Below are 15528 nucleotides of genomic sequence, written 5' to 3'. Positions count from 1 at the left end.
CCATGCGTCCGGCCACAAAACACGCCGCGCCGCCTGCCGGCAATATCTGCCGCCTGTCCGCCGTGGATCTTGCCGAGGCGATCCGGCGCAGGCGGTTGTCGGTGCGCGAGGTGGCGACGGCATTCCTCGACCGGATCGACGCGGTAAACCCGCTGGTCAATGCCATCGTCTCGCTGCGCGACCGTGCCGACATCTTGCGCGAGGCCGACAGGGCAGACGCCCATCTGGCGCATGCTGGGCATGCCGGACCGCTGTTCGGCCTGCCGATCGCCATCAAGGATCTCGCGCAGACCATGGGCCTCAGGACCAGCTTCGGCTCGCCGATCTTTGCCGATTTCGTGCCGCAGGAAGACGATTATTTCGTCGAGCGCATCCGCAAGGCCGGCGCCATCATCATCGGCAAGACCAACGTTCCCGAATTCGGCCTGGGCTCCAATACCTACAACACGGTGTTCGGCCCGACACTCAATGCTTTCGACCCGGCTTTAACCGCCGGCGGCTCGAGCGGCGGCGCGGCGGTCGCACTGGCGCTCGACATGGTGCCTGTCGCCGACGGCAGCGACTTTGGCGGCTCGCTGCGCAACCCGGCCGCCTACAACAACGTCTATGGCTTCCGTCCGTCGCAGGGACTTGTCCCGGCCGGCCCCGAGCTTGACGTCTTCCACGCCCAGATGGGCGTCGAAGGACCGATGGGCCGCAGCGTGCGCGACATGGCGTTGCTGCTCGACGAGCAGGCTGGCTACGACCCTCGCGCGCCGCTCTCGCATCACAAACAGGGCTGCTTCCTGCAGGGACTGCAAACGCCGACGGCCGGCGGCCGCATCGCCTGGCTCGGCGATCTCGGTGGTCATCTGCCGGTCGAACCCGGCATCCTTAGTCTTTGCGAGGCCGCTCTCGGCCGGTTCGCCGCGGCATCCTTTCAGACCGAAGCGCTGGTGCCGGATGTCGATTTCGAAGCGCTGTGGCAGGCCTTCGTGACGCTGCGCCAGGCGAGCAGCGGTTGTGCGCTCAAGGCACATTACGACGATCCCTTGAAACGCGCTCTTCTGAAGCCGGAGGCCGTGTGGGAGGTGGAACAGGCGCTGCAACTCACGGCACCGCAAATCCACGCCGCCACGGTGAGGCGCTCGTCCTGGCATCGAACGTTGCTGTCACTCTTCGACCGCTTCGACCTGATCGCGCTGCCGACTGCGCAGGTTTTTCCCTTCGATGTCGGTACTCCTTGGCCCAGGGAGGTGGCCGGGCGTGCCATGGACAGCTATCACCGCTGGATGCAGGTGTCAGCGCTCGCCACGCTGGGCGGCTGCCCGGCGGTCAGTGTACCGGCCGGCTTCGATGGCAGCGGCAGGCCGATGGGCATGCAATTGATCGGGCGGCCGCGCGGCGACATGGCCGTGCTGAAAGCGGCGGCAGCCTACGAGACGACGCTGCCGTGGCTGGCTGGAGCCTAAATCCAGGTCAAGATTGCCAGCGACATCTCTTGCCGGCTTGCACCCGCGTTACTGTCATGCATTGATCGCGGTCAGCCGTGTCGCAAAGCCGCATACTGTTGAGGAAACCATGTCGCTGGAACTCTATGCCACCTATCTCGTCGCCTGCCTTGTCATCATCCTGGTACCCGGACCGACGGTCACGCTGATCATCGCAAACAGCATCCGCCATGGCTCTCGCGCCGGCCTCGCCAACGTCGCCGGCACACAGGCCGGACTGGCGATCATGATCGCCATTGTCGGCATCGGATTGACCTCTTTGATCGCGGGAATGGGCCATTGGTTCGAATGGGTCAGGCTGATCGGTGCCGCCTATCTGATCTGGATGGGTGTGCAGATGTTCCGCTCCAAGGGCAAGCTGAACGCCGACGGATCGGCAAAGACACCGCGCGGCGGCTTCTTCCTGCAGGGCCTGCTGGTGGCGATCAGCAATCCCAAGACGCTGGTGTTCTTCGGCGCCTTCTTTCCGCAGTTCATCGCCCCTGACGGCAACCATGGGTTGCAGATCGGCGTCATGGGCCTCACCGCCATGATCTTTGCCGCCGTATCGGATTCGACCTACGCGCTGGCCGCCGGCCGCGCCGGACGCCTGCTTTCGGCCGGCCGCGTCAAGCTGCTGTCGCGGATAAGCGGCAGTTTTCTGGTCGGCGGCGGCCTGTGGCTGGCATTTTCAAAGGCGAAGTGAGCGGCACTTTTTTCCTTCTCCCCTCGTGGAAGAAGGTGGCCGCCCACGGGTCTTGCCTCCGGAAAGCCCGAGGACAGGCTCCGCGGCCGGATGAGGGGGTGTTCCAGCTTGGCACCAACAGCGCTCCGGCCAACACCCTCAACCGTCTCGGCGCTGCATGCAGATCCTCCGCCCGGGGCGAGTCACGGGCCTCGCCCGCCCTTCGGGCCACAAGGCCCCACGAGGGGAGAAGGAAGCGGCCCTAAAGCCGGCCCAGCCTTTCCAGCAGCAGCGCGAACAACGCATCGTGGTCGATGTCGCGCATCACCATGGCGTTGCTCGGCCGTTTGGTCACGCCCCACCAGTCGATCACGGTCATGCCCATGGTGAGTTCCGAGGCGGTTTCCACAGCGACGTTGCAGTTGCGGCCCCTGAACAGCTCGGGTTTCAGCAGATAGGCGATGACGCAAGGGTCATGCAGCGGACCGCCGTCGGTGCCGTATTTCTCTTCGTCGAATCGTTCGAAGAATTCCAGCATCTCCGCCGTGGCCGTGCCGACCCTGGTGCCGAGCTTGCGGTAGGCTTGGGTGCGCTTGGCGGTGGTCAGCGCCTTGTGGGTGACGTCGAGCGGCATCATGACGATCGGAATGCCGGATTTGAATACGACATCGGCGGCATGCGGGTCGACATAGATGTTGAATTCGGAGGTCGGGGTGACGTTGCCGCCTTCGAAGAAGCCGCCGCCCATCAGCACGATTTCCTTGATGCGCGGCGCAATGTTCGGCTCGCGGATCAGCGCCAGCGCTATGTTGGTGAGCGGGCCGAGTGCGCACAGGGTGATCGTGCCGCTCTCTTCCTTCATCAGCGTCTCGACGATGAAATCTACTGCGTACTGGGCCTGCAGCTCCATGGTTGGTTCGGGCAATTGCGGTCCGTTGAGCCCGGTCTCGCCGTGCACCTCCTCGGCGGTTACCAGTTCGCGCGCCAGCGGCCGGATGGCGCCGGCATAGACCTTGATGTCAGGCCGGCCGGCCAGCTCGCAGATCTTGCGTGCATTCTTTTCGGTGAGTCTCAGCGGCACGTTGCCGGCGACGGCGGTCATGCCGACGATCTCCAGCTCGGCGCTGCCGAGCGCCAGCAATATGGCGACGGCATCATCCTGGCCGGGATCCGTGTCGATGATGATCTTGCGGGATTGGGGCATTTCAATTCCTTGTTTAGGGAGTCTTTTTGGGCGGGGCTTTTGACGGCTTGAACTCGACCGCCGGGCGGACCATATCAAGACCATCGGGAAAAATGCCATCCGGGTTTTTCCGCTTTATGTCGCTCTTGAGAGGACAGTGTAACATGAGTCGAATGACGCCTTTTTCCAGCCCGCTTCTCCTGGGTTTCGACGCCATGGAAAAGACCCTGGAGCGTCTGGCGAAGTCAGGTGACAGCTACCCTCCCTACAACATCGAGCGCCTCAGCGGTGCCGACGGCAAGGCCGAAAGGCTACGTATCACACTCGCTGTCGCCGGTTTCGCCGAAAACGATCTCGATGTGACCACGGAGGAGAACCAGTTGGTCGTGCGCGGCCGTCAGAACGATGACACCGAGCGCGAATTTCTGCACCGCGGCATTGCCGCGCGGCAGTTCCAGCGCTGTTTCGTGCTGGCCGACGGCATGCGGGTGATCGCGGCGGAGCTGAAGAACGGTCTTTTGTCGATCGATCTCGATCGGCCCGAGTCCGAACGGCTGGTACGGAAAATAAACATATCGGTGAAAGACTGATTTTTACCGATTGCTCTCATGCGAGGCGGCCTTGAACGGGGTCCTCGCAGCACCGAGGCTTAAATGACCAGAACTGACGAAAATCTTATCATGACCAGCGGCGAGTTCGCCCATCTCGGCGAAGGCTCGGTCGCCTATCTCAGGAAAATCTCGAGCGACGATCTGCGCGGCCGTTTCCCGGGCCTCGGCGAAATCGCGCCCGGCCTGGAACTGTGGGCCCTGTTTGCCGCCAACGGCCAGCCGATCCTGCTTTCCGACGCTCGCGAGCGGGCGCTGGCCGGCGCCCTGGAAAACGACCTGACCCCCGTCGCGATCCACTAAGTCGCCATCCACCAACAAGACGGCGCAGCGATCTGGTTAGAACGGACAGGGCCGCTCGCGGCGGCCCTTTAACCGAACTGATCGAAAAAACTCAGGCCGCGTGCGAGGCTTGTGTATCCGATAAAAGCGCATGGATCGCGGCGGCGTCGCGGGTGCCCCTGATCTTGGCCACCGTGTCGGCGTCGCGCAGCACCCGCGCAATGCGCGACAGCGCCTTGAGATGGTCGGCGCCGGCGCCTTCGGGCGCCAAAAGCAGGAACACCAGATCGACCGGCTGGTCGTCCAGCGCCTCGAAATCGACCGGCGTCTCCAGCCGGGCGAAAACCCCGGCGATCCGCTTCACCCCGGCCAGCTTGCCATGCGGAATGGCAATGCCGTTGCCGACACCGGTCGAGCCCAGCCGTTCACGCTGCAGGATGGTGTCGAACACCTCCCGTTCCGGAATGCCGGCAATCGCCGCCGCCCTTTCGGACAGCATTTGCAGCAGTTGCTTCTTGGAGTTCGCCTTCAACGCCGGCAAGATTGCCGGAACGTTGATAAGATCGCTCAGGTCCATACTTGAAATCCCTTGTTCGCCTGCCGTCGCCAGCCCTCACTCTCGCGTGCGGCTGGTGCCTTATCCCAGTGCGGCCTTGGCCGTCAGCCCGCTGCGGCCTTGGCCGTCAGCCCTGCGCGACCTTGGTCGTAGACGGGTCGATCCAGCCGATGTTTCCGTCCGGCCGACGATAGACGATATTGAGATGCTCGTTTCCGGCGTTGCGGAAGACGAGGACCGGGCTGTCCTTGGTGTCGAGTTCGATCACGGCTGACGCCACCGACATGGTCCGCAGCGTCATGGTTGATTCGGCGACGATGGCTGGCGCGAAATTCTCCGGCATTTCCTCGTCATCGTCGGCAAGCGGCGCCATCACTGTATAGGCGACGTCGGTGGGTTCGCCATTGGCGTTGCCTGAATTATGCGACTTCAGCCGACGCTTGTAGCGGCGAAGGCGGGTCTCGAGGCGATCCGCCGCCGCCTCGAAAGCGAGCGTCGGGTCCTGCGCTTCACCGGTCGCCTGCAGCGAAGCGCCGGAATCCAGCCGGATCATGCAATCGGCCGTGTAGCGCGACCCCGATTTGACGACTACAATTTGCCCTGAAAAGCCCCGATCGAAATATTTCCCGATCACCTCTCCGACACGGTCGTTGATGCGCGTGCGGAACGCATCGCCGATATCCATGTGTTTTCCTGATATGCGCAGCGTCATCTGAATACTGACCTTCCTTGCTCAGGCTTCAAACTGTCCCGAGTTTATACCCGTGGTCTGAGCGCACAAGCTTTGCGGCGTCACTTGCGCCGATTTTAAATCCGAACTTTTCCGATTGATCACAAGCCGCCTTCTTGACCGTCCCGTGGCCAACGTCGTGACGGACCATCCGCATGCGGGCAGTAGCCCGTCCCATGCGGGCGGGCTTCTAGCCACTTCATTGCGGCTTGTCAATAAAGTGCGAAAGCTGTCGAAAATTCAGTCGGAGATCAACGTCCGGCGCTGGCCAAAGCGCGTTTTTCACGCCGCCGCTGCACCGACGAGGGAATATTCATGCCCTCCCGATACTTGGCGACCGTGCGCCTGGCGATATCGACGCCGCTTTCCCGCAACATATCCACAATCGCGTCGTCGGAAAGCACGTCGGCAGGTTTCTCCTCGTCGATCAACTGCTTGATGCGGTCGCGCACCGCTTCAGACGAATGCGCGTCACCGCCACCCGACGAAGCGATCGAGGCGGTGAAGAAATAGCGCAGTTCGAACACGCCGCGCGGCGTCAGCATGTATTTGTTGGCGGTGACCCGGCTGACGGTCGATTCGTGCATGCCGATGGCGTCGGCCACCGTGCGCAGGTTGAGCGGCCTCAGGTGACGCACGCCATGGACGAGGAAGGCGTCCTGCTGGCGCACGATTTCTGAGGCAACCTTGAGGATAGTCTTCGCCCGCTGATCGAGGCTGCGCGTCAGCCAATTGGCGTTTTGCAGGCACTCCGCCAGGAAGTCCTTTTCCGTCTGATTTTTCGCATGCGGCGAAACCCGAGCGAAATAGATATGGTCGACCAGCACGCGCGGCAGCGTTTCGGGGTTGAGTTCGATCACCCAGCTCCCGTCATTGGCCGCACGCACTTCGACATCGGCGATGATCGCGTCGCTGGCGCCGCCCGAAAACGCCATCCCCGGGCGCGGATCGAGCGCACGTATCTCGGCCAGCATGTCGAGCAGATCCTCCTCATCGACCCCACAAATCCGTTTCAGGGTCTGGAAATCGCGCCGGGCCAAGAGTTCGAGATTGGCAATCAAAGCCTTCATCGCAGGGTCGAGACGGTCGCGGACGGCAAGCTGCAGCGACAGGCATTCGGCAAGGTCGCGGGCAAAGAGGCCGGTGGGCTCGAATGTCTGGCAGACCGCGAGCGCATTTGCCACCGCCGCTCTGTCGGTGCCGAGACGGGTGGCGATCTCAGCCATGTCGGCGCGCATGTAGCCGGCCTCGTCGAGGCCATCGGCCAGTTCGCTGGCGATCAGGCGTGCTGCCGGGTCGGCGAAGGCAAGCGCAACCTGCTCGGCGACATGCTCGCGCAGCGTGATGGCTCCGGCCGCCATGTCTCCAACGTCAAAACCGTCGGAAGAGGATGCGGAACCGTTGCCGGATGCCGATTTCCACTGGGCCGTCAGGTCGGGACCGAGTCGCTCGCTGGTGCCGGGGTCGTCGGGAAACAGGTTTTCCAGCGAAGTATCGAGCTTTTCCGAGATCGCCTCGGCGCTCCACGCCGTTTCCTTCTCGAACCAGTCGCCGGCGGTGGCCGTTTCCGGCGCGGCATCGATCTTCTGCGCCTGGTCGCTGACGGCATCGTCTTGCGGCTCGGCGCGCTCGAGCAAAGGATTGCGCTCGATCTCGTCGTCGATGAAGCGTTCCAGCTCGATGTGGGTGAACTGCAGCAGCCGTATCGACTGCATGAGTTGCGGCGTCATCACCAGCGACTGGGACTGTCGTAGCTGTAGTTTTGCCGCCAACGCCATGGTTCGGTTTCAAACGCCCTGTCTACGCATCCGGACTGCCGGAAGGAGTTCGGCATAGAAACTGGCCCGGCTTTTGCTTGTCAAGGCGACGGCGATCAAAACTCGCCTGTCCGTGCGTATTCCGACGAGAAATCGAAGAAAAAGCTCTGTCTCGCGTCAAAAACCGCGTCTGGACAGAAATTTTCACGCTTAATGCATGTCGCACAAAAGTGTGCAGCGGTTTTGCGATGACGACATGCCAAACAACAACCTAAAGCGCGTCGCGTGAGGTCAAACGCGATGCGCTTTAGAGTGTAAACCCCTCACCGAGATAAAGCCGCCGCACATCCGGGTTTGCGACCACTTCGTCGGCCCGGCCATGAGTCAACACCTGGCCGGCATGGATGATGTAGGCGCGGTCGATCAGGCCGAGCGTCTCGCGGACATTGTGATCGGTGATGAGCACGCCGATGCCGCGCGCCGTCAGATGGCGCACCAGTTGCTGGATGTCGGCGACGGCGATCGGATCGATGCCAGCGAAAGGCTCGTCGAGCAGCATGTATGCGGGGCGGGTCGCCAGGGCGCGCGCGATTTCAAGGCGCCGCCGCTCGCCGCCGGAAAGCGACAGCGACGGGGCCTTGCGCAGATGGCTGATATGAAACTCCTCGAGCAGTTCGTCGAGAATGCGTTCGCGCTCCTTGCGGCTCTTTTCGACCACTTCGAGCACGGCACGGATGTTTTGCTCGACGCTCAAGCCGCGAAAGATCGACGCCTCCTGCGGAAGGTAGCCGATGCCAAGGCGGGCGCGGCGGTACATCGGCATAGAGGTGACATCGAAGCCGTCGATTTCGATCGTGCCTTCGTCGACCGGCACCAGGCCGGTGACCATGTAGAAGCAGGTGGTCTTGCCGGCGCCGTTGGGGCCGAGCAGCCCGACCGCCTCACCGGCGCGCACGCCGATCGTCACGCCACTGACCACCTTGCGGCCCTTGTAGCTTTTGGTCAGCCCTTTGGCGATCAGGGTTCCCTTGAATTTTACCTGATCGAGGTTAACCGCGGCCGGTGCCGCAAGTTTGCTGGCGGCGCGTCCTGGAAGACGCGCCAACAGCGGTGCTACGTCGACCATCAGGGGTTCGCCGCTCCCGACTTCGGCGGCGTGATCGACATCATGACGCGTCCACCGCCGCAGGGGTCGACCTGGGCCAGACCGCTCTTCATCTGCACGGTCAGCTTGCAGCCGACCAGTACATTGTCGCCTTGCGAGAGCACGACTTTGCTGCCTGAAAGCACCAGCACTTCCGTCTTCATGTCGAAGGTGCCGCTGTCGCCCGTGGCGACCTGGTCGTCCGATTTGATATAGACCTTATTGGCGACCTCCAGACGGTCGATGTCGGCCGAGCCGGTCATCGCGGCACCCGAGGCCTGCTCACCCTTGGCGGCAGCGTCCGGGTCCTTGACGTAATAGACCGTCATCTTGCCGGCCTTGAGCAAGGTCGGACCCTGAACGACGTTTACATTGCCGGTGAACACGGCGACGCTGTCCGCCTGGCGGACCTCGAGCTTGTCGCTTTCGATCTGGATGGGCTTGTCGCCGGACAGTTTGAGGCCCGACAGCTGGCTGGTGGTCCTGGACTGCGCCAGAGCCGGCGCCGCCGCCAAAGCCAGCCCCAGGGCGGCCAGCCCTACGGCCGGCAACGCCGAAGCCGCGGCCACGAGCCGTGTCGAACTACTGAACCGCATTGGATTCTCCGCTCATTGCCTCTGCCGCCTTCAAGCTGGCGGGATCGATGTTGACACGCACTCTGTTCTCGAAGACCACGATCTTGCCGTTGTCCTGGACAGACATGGAATCCGCGGTAATCCGCGACCCGCCACGGCTGACGTCGACCGGATCGTTCGTCTTCATAGTGCCTTTGCCCATGTCGAGAAAGACCGATTTGAACTTTGCCGCCAGGCCATCTGTGGTGGTTATGGTGACATCGCTGGTCAGGCTCATCGTGTTGCCATCGCGATTGAAGCTACCGTGCGGGGCATTGATGGCCGCCACATTGTCGGTTGATATCGGCAGCTTGGCGTCGATGCCCTCCAGATTGATGATGCCTTGCTGGCTCACGTCCTGTATGGCGCGCAAAGCCGTCATGGAATAGGGCAGTTTCTGCTTGGTGAACCCGTTGAGCTTGGGGTTGGCCATCACCAGCTTGCCGTTCGCGAAGGCGCTGGCGTCGGCCTGGACCTGGATCGAGCCAGGCGCCGAGAGATAGGAATAGACCGGGACGGCGACCGCGATCGCGGCAGCGGCCAGCGGCACCGCCAGCTTCAAGATACGCACGCGGCGCGAGTGGCGCTGGGCGATGCCGAAGGCGTCGACCCGCGCCGGGCCTACGTCCGGGGAAGCCAACCCCGCCTCGGTGTTGGTCGGTTCGATCGGTCGCGCTAACATAACTGCTTTCTTCTAAACCCCTGCCGCCAAGCACCCCTATAGGTGGGATGCCGGCGCCCACAAGCAAGCACAAGCGGAGGAAAACCGCAAAAGTGTGACGGTTGCTGTTGCACCAACGAAAATGAAACCGGCACAACTTGCACGTCATACCAGATACGGGCGGACAGCGTTAGGGGCTGTGGATTGGTCTTTTACGTTCTCTCGAAACGCCGTCTCCCCAACGTCGAGACCTTGTCTTTGGCGCAAGCTCGTCAGGAATCGGTAGCCGGGCGCGGGCGGTTGCTTTAAAAGCATCTGCTCCCACCGACTATGAGGCTGACCATGGTACTGAGAGCCGACGACCTGATCGACCGCCGCCGCTTGCGCCGCAAGCTGACATTCTGGCGCGTTGCAGCGCTTGTTGTCGCAGCAGCCGGGCTGATTGCCTTTTCGACCTGGATTTACGGCGATGACTTCACTGGCGCGGCGATCGACCATATCGCCAAGGTCAAGATCGAGGGCACCATCACCGAAGACGAAGACCTGATCAAGCAACTGGACGCCATCCGTCAATCCTCGAGGGTGAAAGCCGTAATCCTGTCGATCGATTCACCGGGCGGCACCACCGTCGGCGGCGAATCGATCTACGAGGCTGTGCGCAAGCTGGCCGCCGAGAAGCCGGTGGTGGCCCAGGTCGGCACGCTGGCCGCATCGGCGGGCTATATGATCGCCACCGCGACCGATCATATCGTCGCGCGCAAATCGTCGATTGTCGGCTCGATAGGCGTGCTGATCCAGTATCCGGACGTCAGCGGCCTTATGAACAAACTCGGCGTCAAGCTCGAGGAAGTGAAATCCTCGCCGTTGAAAGCTTCGCCATCGCCTTTCAAGCCGACCAATGACGACGAGCGCACCATGGTCCGCAAGCTCATCCTCGACAGCTACGACTGGTTCGTCGGCATCGTCGCCGAACGCCGCAAGATGACCAAACCGGAGGCGCTGGCGCTGGCCGACGGATCGATCTTCACCGGCCGGCAGGCCGTTGCCAACAAATTGGTCGACGCGGTCGGCGGCGAGACCGAAGCGATCGACTGGCTCGCAACCAAGGGCATCGACGCCAAGCTCAAGGTGGTGGAGTGGAAGGACGCGGAAAGCGGTGGCTTCCTGTTCTCGAAGGCGATGGCGCGAACCATCGGCAGTGCGCTCGGCCTGCCCGACTATGGCGGCGACATCATTCACGAACTTGGTGCCGATCGCTTGTTTCTTGACGGTCTGGTTTCCGTCTGGCACCCTTGAGACGAGTGAAAAAGCAAATAAAATCATCCTCATAATTTGACCGCAGAGTTTTCACGGGGAGCCTTCTCATGATCAAATCCGAACTTGTGCAGATCATCGCCACACGCAACCCGCACCTTTTCCTGCGTGACGTCGAAAACATTGTCGGCGCGATTTTCGACGAGATCACCGACGCGCTTGCCGAAGGCAACCGGGTCGAACTGCGCGGTTTCGGCGCTTTCTCGGTGAAAAACCGCCCCGCCCGCACCGGCCGCAATCCGCGTACCGGGGAATCCGTCGAGGTCGAGGAGAAATGGGTGCCGTTCTTCAAGACCGGCAAGGAATTGCGTGAAAGGCTGAACAGCGGCAAATAAGCGCCGCGCGGGCTCATGCGCCATGCCAGCCTTTTCAGTAGGCCCGGCCTTTGGTAGAGCCCGCCTTCGACAGGAAATTCTATGTTCAATCGTTTCATGCTCATCGTGGTCTTCGTGCCGCTGGCCGTCATTCTGATTTCGCTGGCGGTCGCCAACCGCGATCCGGTTGCCTTCACCCTGGACCCATTCAACCCCGGCAATCCGGCGCTGACGATGACGCTGCCGCTTTTCATCTTCCTGTTCTTGGCCCTCGCCATCGGCATGATCGTCGGCAGCCTGGCGACCTGGATCAAGCAGGGCAGCTATCGCAAGCTGGCGCGTCAGCGCGGCGTCGAGGCCGAGAACTTGCGCCAGGCGGTCAGCCGGGCACCGGCCGCGCAACAAGGCCCCTCCTTGCCGAAGCCGACGGGCTGAGCCGGAACCGCCGCGCGCCCTTTTTGGACGCGCAAAAGACGCTGTACCATTTTTGATTGCGCATGATCTTTGCGGAAAATCGCTTCTGATTTCGCGGTCATGCGTCAGGGCGAATTTCTCTCGACGGAGTTTCCTATGCTGAGCATTTCGGCGGCCGAGGTCGATCAGGCGCTGACCTTTCCCGGCCTGGTCGAAACGCTGCGCGCGGCTTTTCGCGATGGCGCGGTACAGCCGGTCAGGCACCACCATACGGTCGAACGGCCCGACGGCGCGGCCTCGACCCTGCTCCTGATGCCGGCCTGGACCGACTTCAATGCGGCCGGCTCGTCGGCAGGCGGCCATATCGGCGTCAAGATCGTCACCGTGTCGCCCGACAACAACGCCGTGGGCAAACCTGCGGTGATGGGGCTTTACCTCCTGCTCGACGGTGCAACCGGCGAGCCTGAAGCCATGATCGACGGCCAGCGGCTGACGCAGTGGCGCACGGCCTGCGCCTCGGCGCTGGCAGCCTCCTATCTGGCCCGCGAGGACGCTTCGCGGCTGCTGGTGGTCGGCGCCGGCGCGCTGTCGCCGTTCCTCGCCAGGGCGCATTGCGCGGTGCGGCCGATCACCGTCATCCGCATCTGGAACCGCACGCCGGCCAATGCCGAAAAGGTTGCGGCGGAATTGCGCGCCGAGGGCTTTGCGGCTACCGCCGCGAGCGATCTCGACGCAGAACTCGGCCAGGCCGACATCGTTTCGTCGGCGACGATCACGACCACGCCGCTGATCAGGGGCGCGCTGTTGAAGCCGGGGACCCATGTCGATCTGGTCGGCGGCTTCACGCCGGCCATGCGCGAAAGCGACGACGATGCGATTGCGCGCGCCCGCGTCTACGTCGACACCCGGGCCGGCGCCACCAAGGAAGCGGGCGACATCGTCCAGCCACTGGCCTCGGGCGTGCTGGAGGCGCAAGCCATCGTCGCCGACCTGCATGAATTGGCACGCGACCAGAAGAAGGGCCGGCAGAGCCCCGGTGAGATCACGCTGTTCAAATCGGTCGGCGCAGCCCTCGAAGACCTCGCTGCCGGCATTGCGGTGTACAAGGCGATGGGGAAGTTAGGGGAGTAGGGGAGTAGGGGAGTAGGGGAGTAGGGGAGTAGGGGGAGTCGTACCATTGGATCGGCTTCGTGCAAGCCATCTTTCCCTATTCACTTACTGCTTTATGCCCTACTGCCCTACTGCCCTACTGCCCTACTGCCCTACTGCCCTACTCCCTTCCGACGGGGAACGTCTCCGGCGTCACCCCGTTGTTCGGGCGTTATGGAGATACGCGGGTTCCTGTTGTTCTGGTCCATCTTGGCCGCCGTTGTCGCGGCGCTCAGCCTTTGACCATCCTTCGCCCATGTCCTGGAATCGGCTCCTCGGCTGACGAAATGGTCGCCTTCTCTCTGGCGCGAGGCCACTGTCTTCAACGCCCAGTTCCAGCTGTTTGCCGTCATTGGCGCGCCACTGGACCTGGCCGCGATCGGCTGTCCGGGACTGCTCGCTTGGATGCTGCGCAATGACCGACCGGCGTTCTGGTACGCGTTGGCCGCTGCCGTACTCTATGCGGTGTCTCTTGCGATGTGGTTTGCTCTCGTCAAGCCGGCGAACGATATTCTGGCCACCTGGGTGCCTGGGCCGATTCCGGAGAATTTCGAAGCGATCCGGCTGCGTTGGGAAACCGGCCATATGATCGTCGCCGGCTTCAAAGCCGTCGGCTTCGTATCGCTGGTTGCCGCCCTGCTATTCATCAAGCGCGGCTGACCGTTTCGGAAATGTCCAGCGACTGCATTTATTGCGCCGGTGAATGTGCTGTGGCAGAAGCGGGCCACGTCGCCCAGGAGATGCTCTTCTTGAAACCTTTTCGCGACAAACGCCGCGACAGCCGCTCGCATCAGCTCGCAAAGGGCGGGGCGGAACCGCGCGGAAGCGGCACAGCATCGCACCGCACCGAGCCGATAGCCGCGCCGCGCGTCCTTTCCCGCCGCGACGGCGCCCTGCCCGCCGAACACCTGCCGCTGATCCTCGAAGTCGCGCCCAACGCCGACTACGCGTTGCTCGACAGCGGTGCCGGACAGAAGCTCGAGCAGTACGGCCCCTATCGCATCGTTCGGCCTGAAGGCCAGGCGATCTGGCAAAAAGCGTTGCCGACCAAGGACTGGGACCGCGCCGACGCCATTTTCACCGGCGACACCGACGAGGAAGGCATCGGCCGCTGGCGTTTCCCCAGGACGCCGCTCGGCGAAACCTGGCCAATGAAGCATGACGGCATCGATTATCTCGGCCGCTTCACCTCGTTTCGCCATGTCGGCGTGTTCCCCGAGCAGGCCTCGCACTGGGATCACATGGCCGGGCTGATCGCGGCGGCAAAGCGGCCGGTCAAAGTGCTGAATCTGTTCGGCTATACCGGCCTTGCCTCGCTGGTGGCGGCGCGCGCCGGCGCCGAGGTCACCCATGTCGATGCTTCCAAGAAGGCGATCGGCTGGGCCAGGGAGAACCAGGAGATGGCGGGCCTGTCGCAAAAGCCGATCCGTTGGATCGTCGACGACGCCCTAAAATTCGCCGAGCGCGAGGAGCGCCGTGGCAGCCGTTACGACATCGTCCTGTTCGATCCGCCCGCCTATGGCCGTGGCCCTAGGGGCGAGGTCTGGCAATTGTTCGAGGATCTGCCTGCTCTGACCGACCTCTGCCGCTCGGTCCTGACGCCGAAGCCGCTCGCTGTCGTGCTGACCGCCTATTCGATCCGCGCTTCCTTCTTCGCCATCCATGCCTTGATGCGCGACACTTTTGCCGGCATGGGCGGCACGGTCGAATCCGGCGAACTGATTATCCGCGAGAAATCCGCCGGCCGGGCGCTGTCCACCTCGCTGTTTTCGCGCTGGGTGGCCTGAATGAGCGAGCGGCACGCCGGCGCGCCAGGGCAGGTGAAGGAAGTCACCAGCCTTGCCAATCCGTTGATCAAGGACATCAAGGCGCTCTCGCTGAAGAAATACCGCGACCAGCAGAACGCATTCATGGCCGAGGGGCTGAAGCTGGTCATCGACGCGCTCGACCTCGGGTGGTCGATCCGGACGCTGGTCTTCGCCAAAGCCGGACGCGGCAACGCGGCGGTCGAAAAGGTCGCGGCACGCACGGTTGCCGCCGGCGGCACCGTGCTCGAAGTTTCGGAAAAAGTGCTCGTCGCCATCACCCGCCGCGACAACCCGCAAATGGTGGTCGGCGTCTTTTCGCAAAAGTTCCTGCCGCTGAAGGACATCCGCGCTCAAGACGGCGATGTCTGGGTGGCGCTGGACCGCGTGCGCGATCCCGGCAATCTCGGTACCGTCATCCGCACCGTCGATGCCGTTGGCGCCAAGGGCATCATCCTGGTCGGCGAGACCACCGATCCTTTTTCCGTCGAGACCGTGCGCGCCACGATGGGTTCGATCTTCGCCGTGCCGGTCGCCAAGGCGACGCCGGAAGCCTTCCTTGCGTGGCGAAAAAGCTTTCCTGGCCTGGTTGCCGGCACACATCTGAAGGGTGCGGTCGATTACCGTTCGGTCGACTTTTCCAAAGGCCCGGTGCTGCTGATGATGGGCAACGAACAGCAGGGCCTGCCCGAAAGCCTGGCCGAAAGCTGCGACAGATTGCTGCGGATTCCACAGTCCGGTCGGGCCGATTCGCTCAATCTCGCGGTGGCCACCGGCATCATGCTGTTCGAGATCCGGCGCGGCGCGCTGAAACTTGCCCCGGAGGGCGCCTGACCGTGACAT

At 62.9% G+C, this 15528-nt stretch carries 17 protein-coding genes and 1 pseudogene; 11 read left to right on the top strand and 7 right to left on the bottom strand.

Annotated features, from left to right (window positions below; genetic code table 11):
• Window positions 1–2: 2 nt before the first annotated feature.
• Both X738_RS49275 and X738_RS49270 read left to right on the top strand, forming a co-directional pair.
• On the top strand, window positions 3–1451 hold the full coding sequence (locus X738_RS49275) for an amidase (protein ID WP_023797454.1): 1449 nt from the start codon (window positions 3–5) through the stop codon (window positions 1449–1451).
• Window positions 1452–1560: 109 nt separating this feature from the next.
• Entirely contained in the window at window positions 1561–2175 is a 615-nt protein-coding gene (locus X738_RS49270; protein ID WP_023797453.1) for a LysE family translocator, read from the top strand.
• A 241-nt stretch (window positions 2176–2416) separates the two neighbouring features.
• On the opposite strand, the gene X738_RS49265 is transcribed toward X738_RS49270, so the two are convergent.
• Complete coding sequence (locus X738_RS49265) at window positions 2417–3358, bottom strand: nucleoside hydrolase (protein ID WP_023797452.1); 942 nt, start codon at window positions 3356–3358, stop codon at window positions 2417–2419.
• 143 nt (window positions 3359–3501) lie between these two features.
• On the opposite strand from X738_RS49265, the gene X738_RS49260 reads away from it, so the two are divergent.
• Together X738_RS49260 and X738_RS49255 are read left to right on the top strand one after the other, a co-directional pair.
• On the top strand, window positions 3502–3927 hold the full coding sequence (locus X738_RS49260; RefSeq protein ID WP_023797450.1) for an Hsp20 family protein: 426 nt from the start codon (window positions 3502–3504) through the stop codon (window positions 3925–3927).
• A 63-nt stretch (window positions 3928–3990) separates the two neighbouring features.
• Window positions 3991–4248, top strand: a complete 258-nt coding sequence (locus tag X738_RS49255) for a DUF1150 family protein (RefSeq protein ID WP_023797449.1) — start codon at window positions 3991–3993, stop codon at window positions 4246–4248.
• A 91-nt stretch (window positions 4249–4339) separates the two neighbouring features.
• Here the strand turns inward: X738_RS49255 and ptsN are convergent, their stop codons facing one another.
• The 6 genes from ptsN to lptC all read right to left on the bottom strand — a co-directional run bounded on the left by ptsN (window position 4340) and on the right by lptC (window position 9710).
• Complete coding sequence (ptsN, locus tag X738_RS49250) at window positions 4340–4804, bottom strand: PTS IIA-like nitrogen regulatory protein PtsN (RefSeq protein ID WP_023797448.1); 465 nt, start codon at window positions 4802–4804, stop codon at window positions 4340–4342.
• Window positions 4805–4910: 106 nt separating this feature from the next.
• Window positions 4911–5495 (bottom strand): ribosome hibernation-promoting factor, HPF/YfiA family, encoded by a 585-nt coding sequence (hpf, locus tag X738_RS49245; protein ID WP_023797447.1) that lies wholly within the window; start codon window positions 5493–5495, stop codon window positions 4911–4913.
• Between the two features lie 269 nt (window positions 5496–5764).
• Window positions 5765–7291, bottom strand: a complete 1527-nt coding sequence (gene rpoN / locus X738_RS49240; RefSeq protein ID WP_023797446.1) for an RNA polymerase factor sigma-54 — start codon at window positions 7289–7291, stop codon at window positions 5765–5767.
• A 286-nt stretch (window positions 7292–7577) separates the two neighbouring features.
• Entirely contained in the window at window positions 7578–8396 is an 819-nt protein-coding gene (lptB, locus tag X738_RS49235) for an LPS export ABC transporter ATP-binding protein (protein ID WP_023797445.1), read from the bottom strand.
• Entirely contained in the window at window positions 8396–9010 is a 615-nt protein-coding gene (locus X738_RS49230; protein WP_023797444.1) for an LptA/OstA family protein, read from the bottom strand. The genes lptB and X738_RS49230 overlap by 1 nt, the downstream gene beginning before the upstream one ends.
• On the bottom strand, window positions 8997–9710 hold the full coding sequence (gene lptC, locus X738_RS49225) for an LPS export ABC transporter periplasmic protein LptC (RefSeq protein WP_023797443.1): 714 nt from the start codon (window positions 9708–9710) through the stop codon (window positions 8997–8999). The genes X738_RS49230 and lptC overlap by 14 nt, the downstream gene beginning before the upstream one ends.
• 321 nt (window positions 9711–10031) lie before the next feature.
• Between lptC and sppA the strand changes: the two genes are divergently transcribed.
• From sppA to X738_RS49190, 7 genes and pseudogenes are all read left to right on the top strand, one after another.
• Window positions 10032–10985 carry a signal peptide peptidase SppA gene (gene sppA, locus X738_RS49220; protein WP_023797442.1) on the top strand — a complete coding sequence of 318 codons (954 nt, stop codon included), beginning with the start codon at window positions 10032–10034 and terminating at the stop codon, window positions 10983–10985.
• Between the two features lie 68 nt (window positions 10986–11053).
• Window positions 11054–11338, top strand: coding sequence for an integration host factor subunit beta (locus tag X738_RS49215; RefSeq protein ID WP_023797441.1), 285 nt, complete (start codon window positions 11054–11056; stop codon window positions 11336–11338).
• Between the two features lie 81 nt (window positions 11339–11419).
• Window positions 11420–11752: a hypothetical protein gene (locus X738_RS49210; protein ID WP_023797440.1), complete on the top strand. Its 333-nt coding sequence runs from the start codon at window positions 11420–11422 to the stop codon at window positions 11750–11752.
• Between the two features lie 135 nt (window positions 11753–11887).
• Window positions 11888–12862 (top strand): ornithine cyclodeaminase family protein, encoded by a 975-nt coding sequence (locus X738_RS49205; protein WP_023797439.1) that lies wholly within the window; start codon window positions 11888–11890, stop codon window positions 12860–12862.
• 192 nt (window positions 12863–13054) lie between these two features.
• Window positions 13055–13540 (top strand): annotated as a pseudogene (locus X738_RS49200) (DUF1772 domain-containing protein).
• 89 nt (window positions 13541–13629) lie between these two features.
• Entirely contained in the window at window positions 13630–14667 is a 1038-nt protein-coding gene (locus tag X738_RS49195) for a class I SAM-dependent rRNA methyltransferase (protein WP_023797438.1), read from the top strand.
• On the top strand, window positions 14668–15519 hold the full coding sequence (locus X738_RS49190) for a TrmH family RNA methyltransferase (protein ID WP_023797437.1): 852 nt from the start codon (window positions 14668–14670) through the stop codon (window positions 15517–15519).
• Window positions 15520–15528 lie beyond the last annotated feature (9 nt).

This window comes from Mesorhizobium sp. L48C026A00 (genome assembly GCF_000502375.1).
Classification (GTDB): domain Bacteria; phylum Pseudomonadota; class Alphaproteobacteria; order Rhizobiales; family Rhizobiaceae; genus Mesorhizobium; species Mesorhizobium muleiense.
Note: the sequence above shows the minus strand (reverse complement) of the source record. Positions and strands in the feature narration are given on the sequence as shown.

Bases quoted from the DNA above. Each gene is read 5' to 3' on its own strand.
- X738_RS49230 (WP_023797444.1), bottom strand. From the start codon at position 9,010: ATGCGGTTCAGTAGTTCGACACGGCTCGTGGCCGCGGCTTCGGCGTTG.
- X738_RS49260 (WP_023797450.1), top strand. From the start codon at position 3,502: ATGAGTCGAATGACGCCTTTTTCCAGCCCGCTTCTCCTGGGTTTCGAC.
- lptB (WP_023797445.1), bottom strand. From the start codon at position 8,396: ATGGTCGACGTAGCACCGCTGTTGGCGCGTCTTCCAGGACGCGCCGCC.
- lptC (WP_023797443.1), bottom strand. From the start codon at position 9,710: ATGTTAGCGCGACCGATCGAACCGACCAACACCGAGGCGGGGTTGGCT.
- sppA (WP_023797442.1), top strand. From the start codon at position 10,032: ATGGTACTGAGAGCCGACGACCTGATCGACCGCCGCCGCTTGCGCCGC.
- ptsN (WP_023797448.1), bottom strand. From the start codon at position 4,804: ATGGACCTGAGCGATCTTATCAACGTTCCGGCAATCTTGCCGGCGTTG.
- X738_RS49265 (WP_023797452.1), bottom strand. From the start codon at position 3,358: ATGCCCCAATCCCGCAAGATCATCATCGACACGGATCCCGGCCAGGAT.
- X738_RS49270 (WP_023797453.1), top strand. From the start codon at position 1,561: ATGTCGCTGGAACTCTATGCCACCTATCTCGTCGCCTGCCTTGTCATC.
- X738_RS49210 (WP_023797440.1), top strand. From the start codon at position 11,420: ATGTTCAATCGTTTCATGCTCATCGTGGTCTTCGTGCCGCTGGCCGTC.
- X738_RS49255 (WP_023797449.1), top strand. From the start codon at position 3,991: ATGACCAGAACTGACGAAAATCTTATCATGACCAGCGGCGAGTTCGCC.
- X738_RS49275 (WP_023797454.1), top strand. From the start codon at position 3: ATGCGTCCGGCCACAAAACACGCCGCGCCGCCTGCCGGCAATATCTGC.
- rpoN (WP_023797446.1), bottom strand. From the start codon at position 7,291: ATGGCGTTGGCGGCAAAACTACAGCTACGACAGTCCCAGTCGCTGGTG.
- X738_RS49205 (WP_023797439.1), top strand. From the start codon at position 11,888: ATGCTGAGCATTTCGGCGGCCGAGGTCGATCAGGCGCTGACCTTTCCC.
- X738_RS49215 (WP_023797441.1), top strand. From the start codon at position 11,054: ATGATCAAATCCGAACTTGTGCAGATCATCGCCACACGCAACCCGCAC.
- hpf (WP_023797447.1), bottom strand. From the start codon at position 5,495: ATGACGCTGCGCATATCAGGAAAACACATGGATATCGGCGATGCGTTC.
- X738_RS49190 (WP_023797437.1), top strand. From the start codon at position 14,668: ATGAGCGAGCGGCACGCCGGCGCGCCAGGGCAGGTGAAGGAAGTCACC.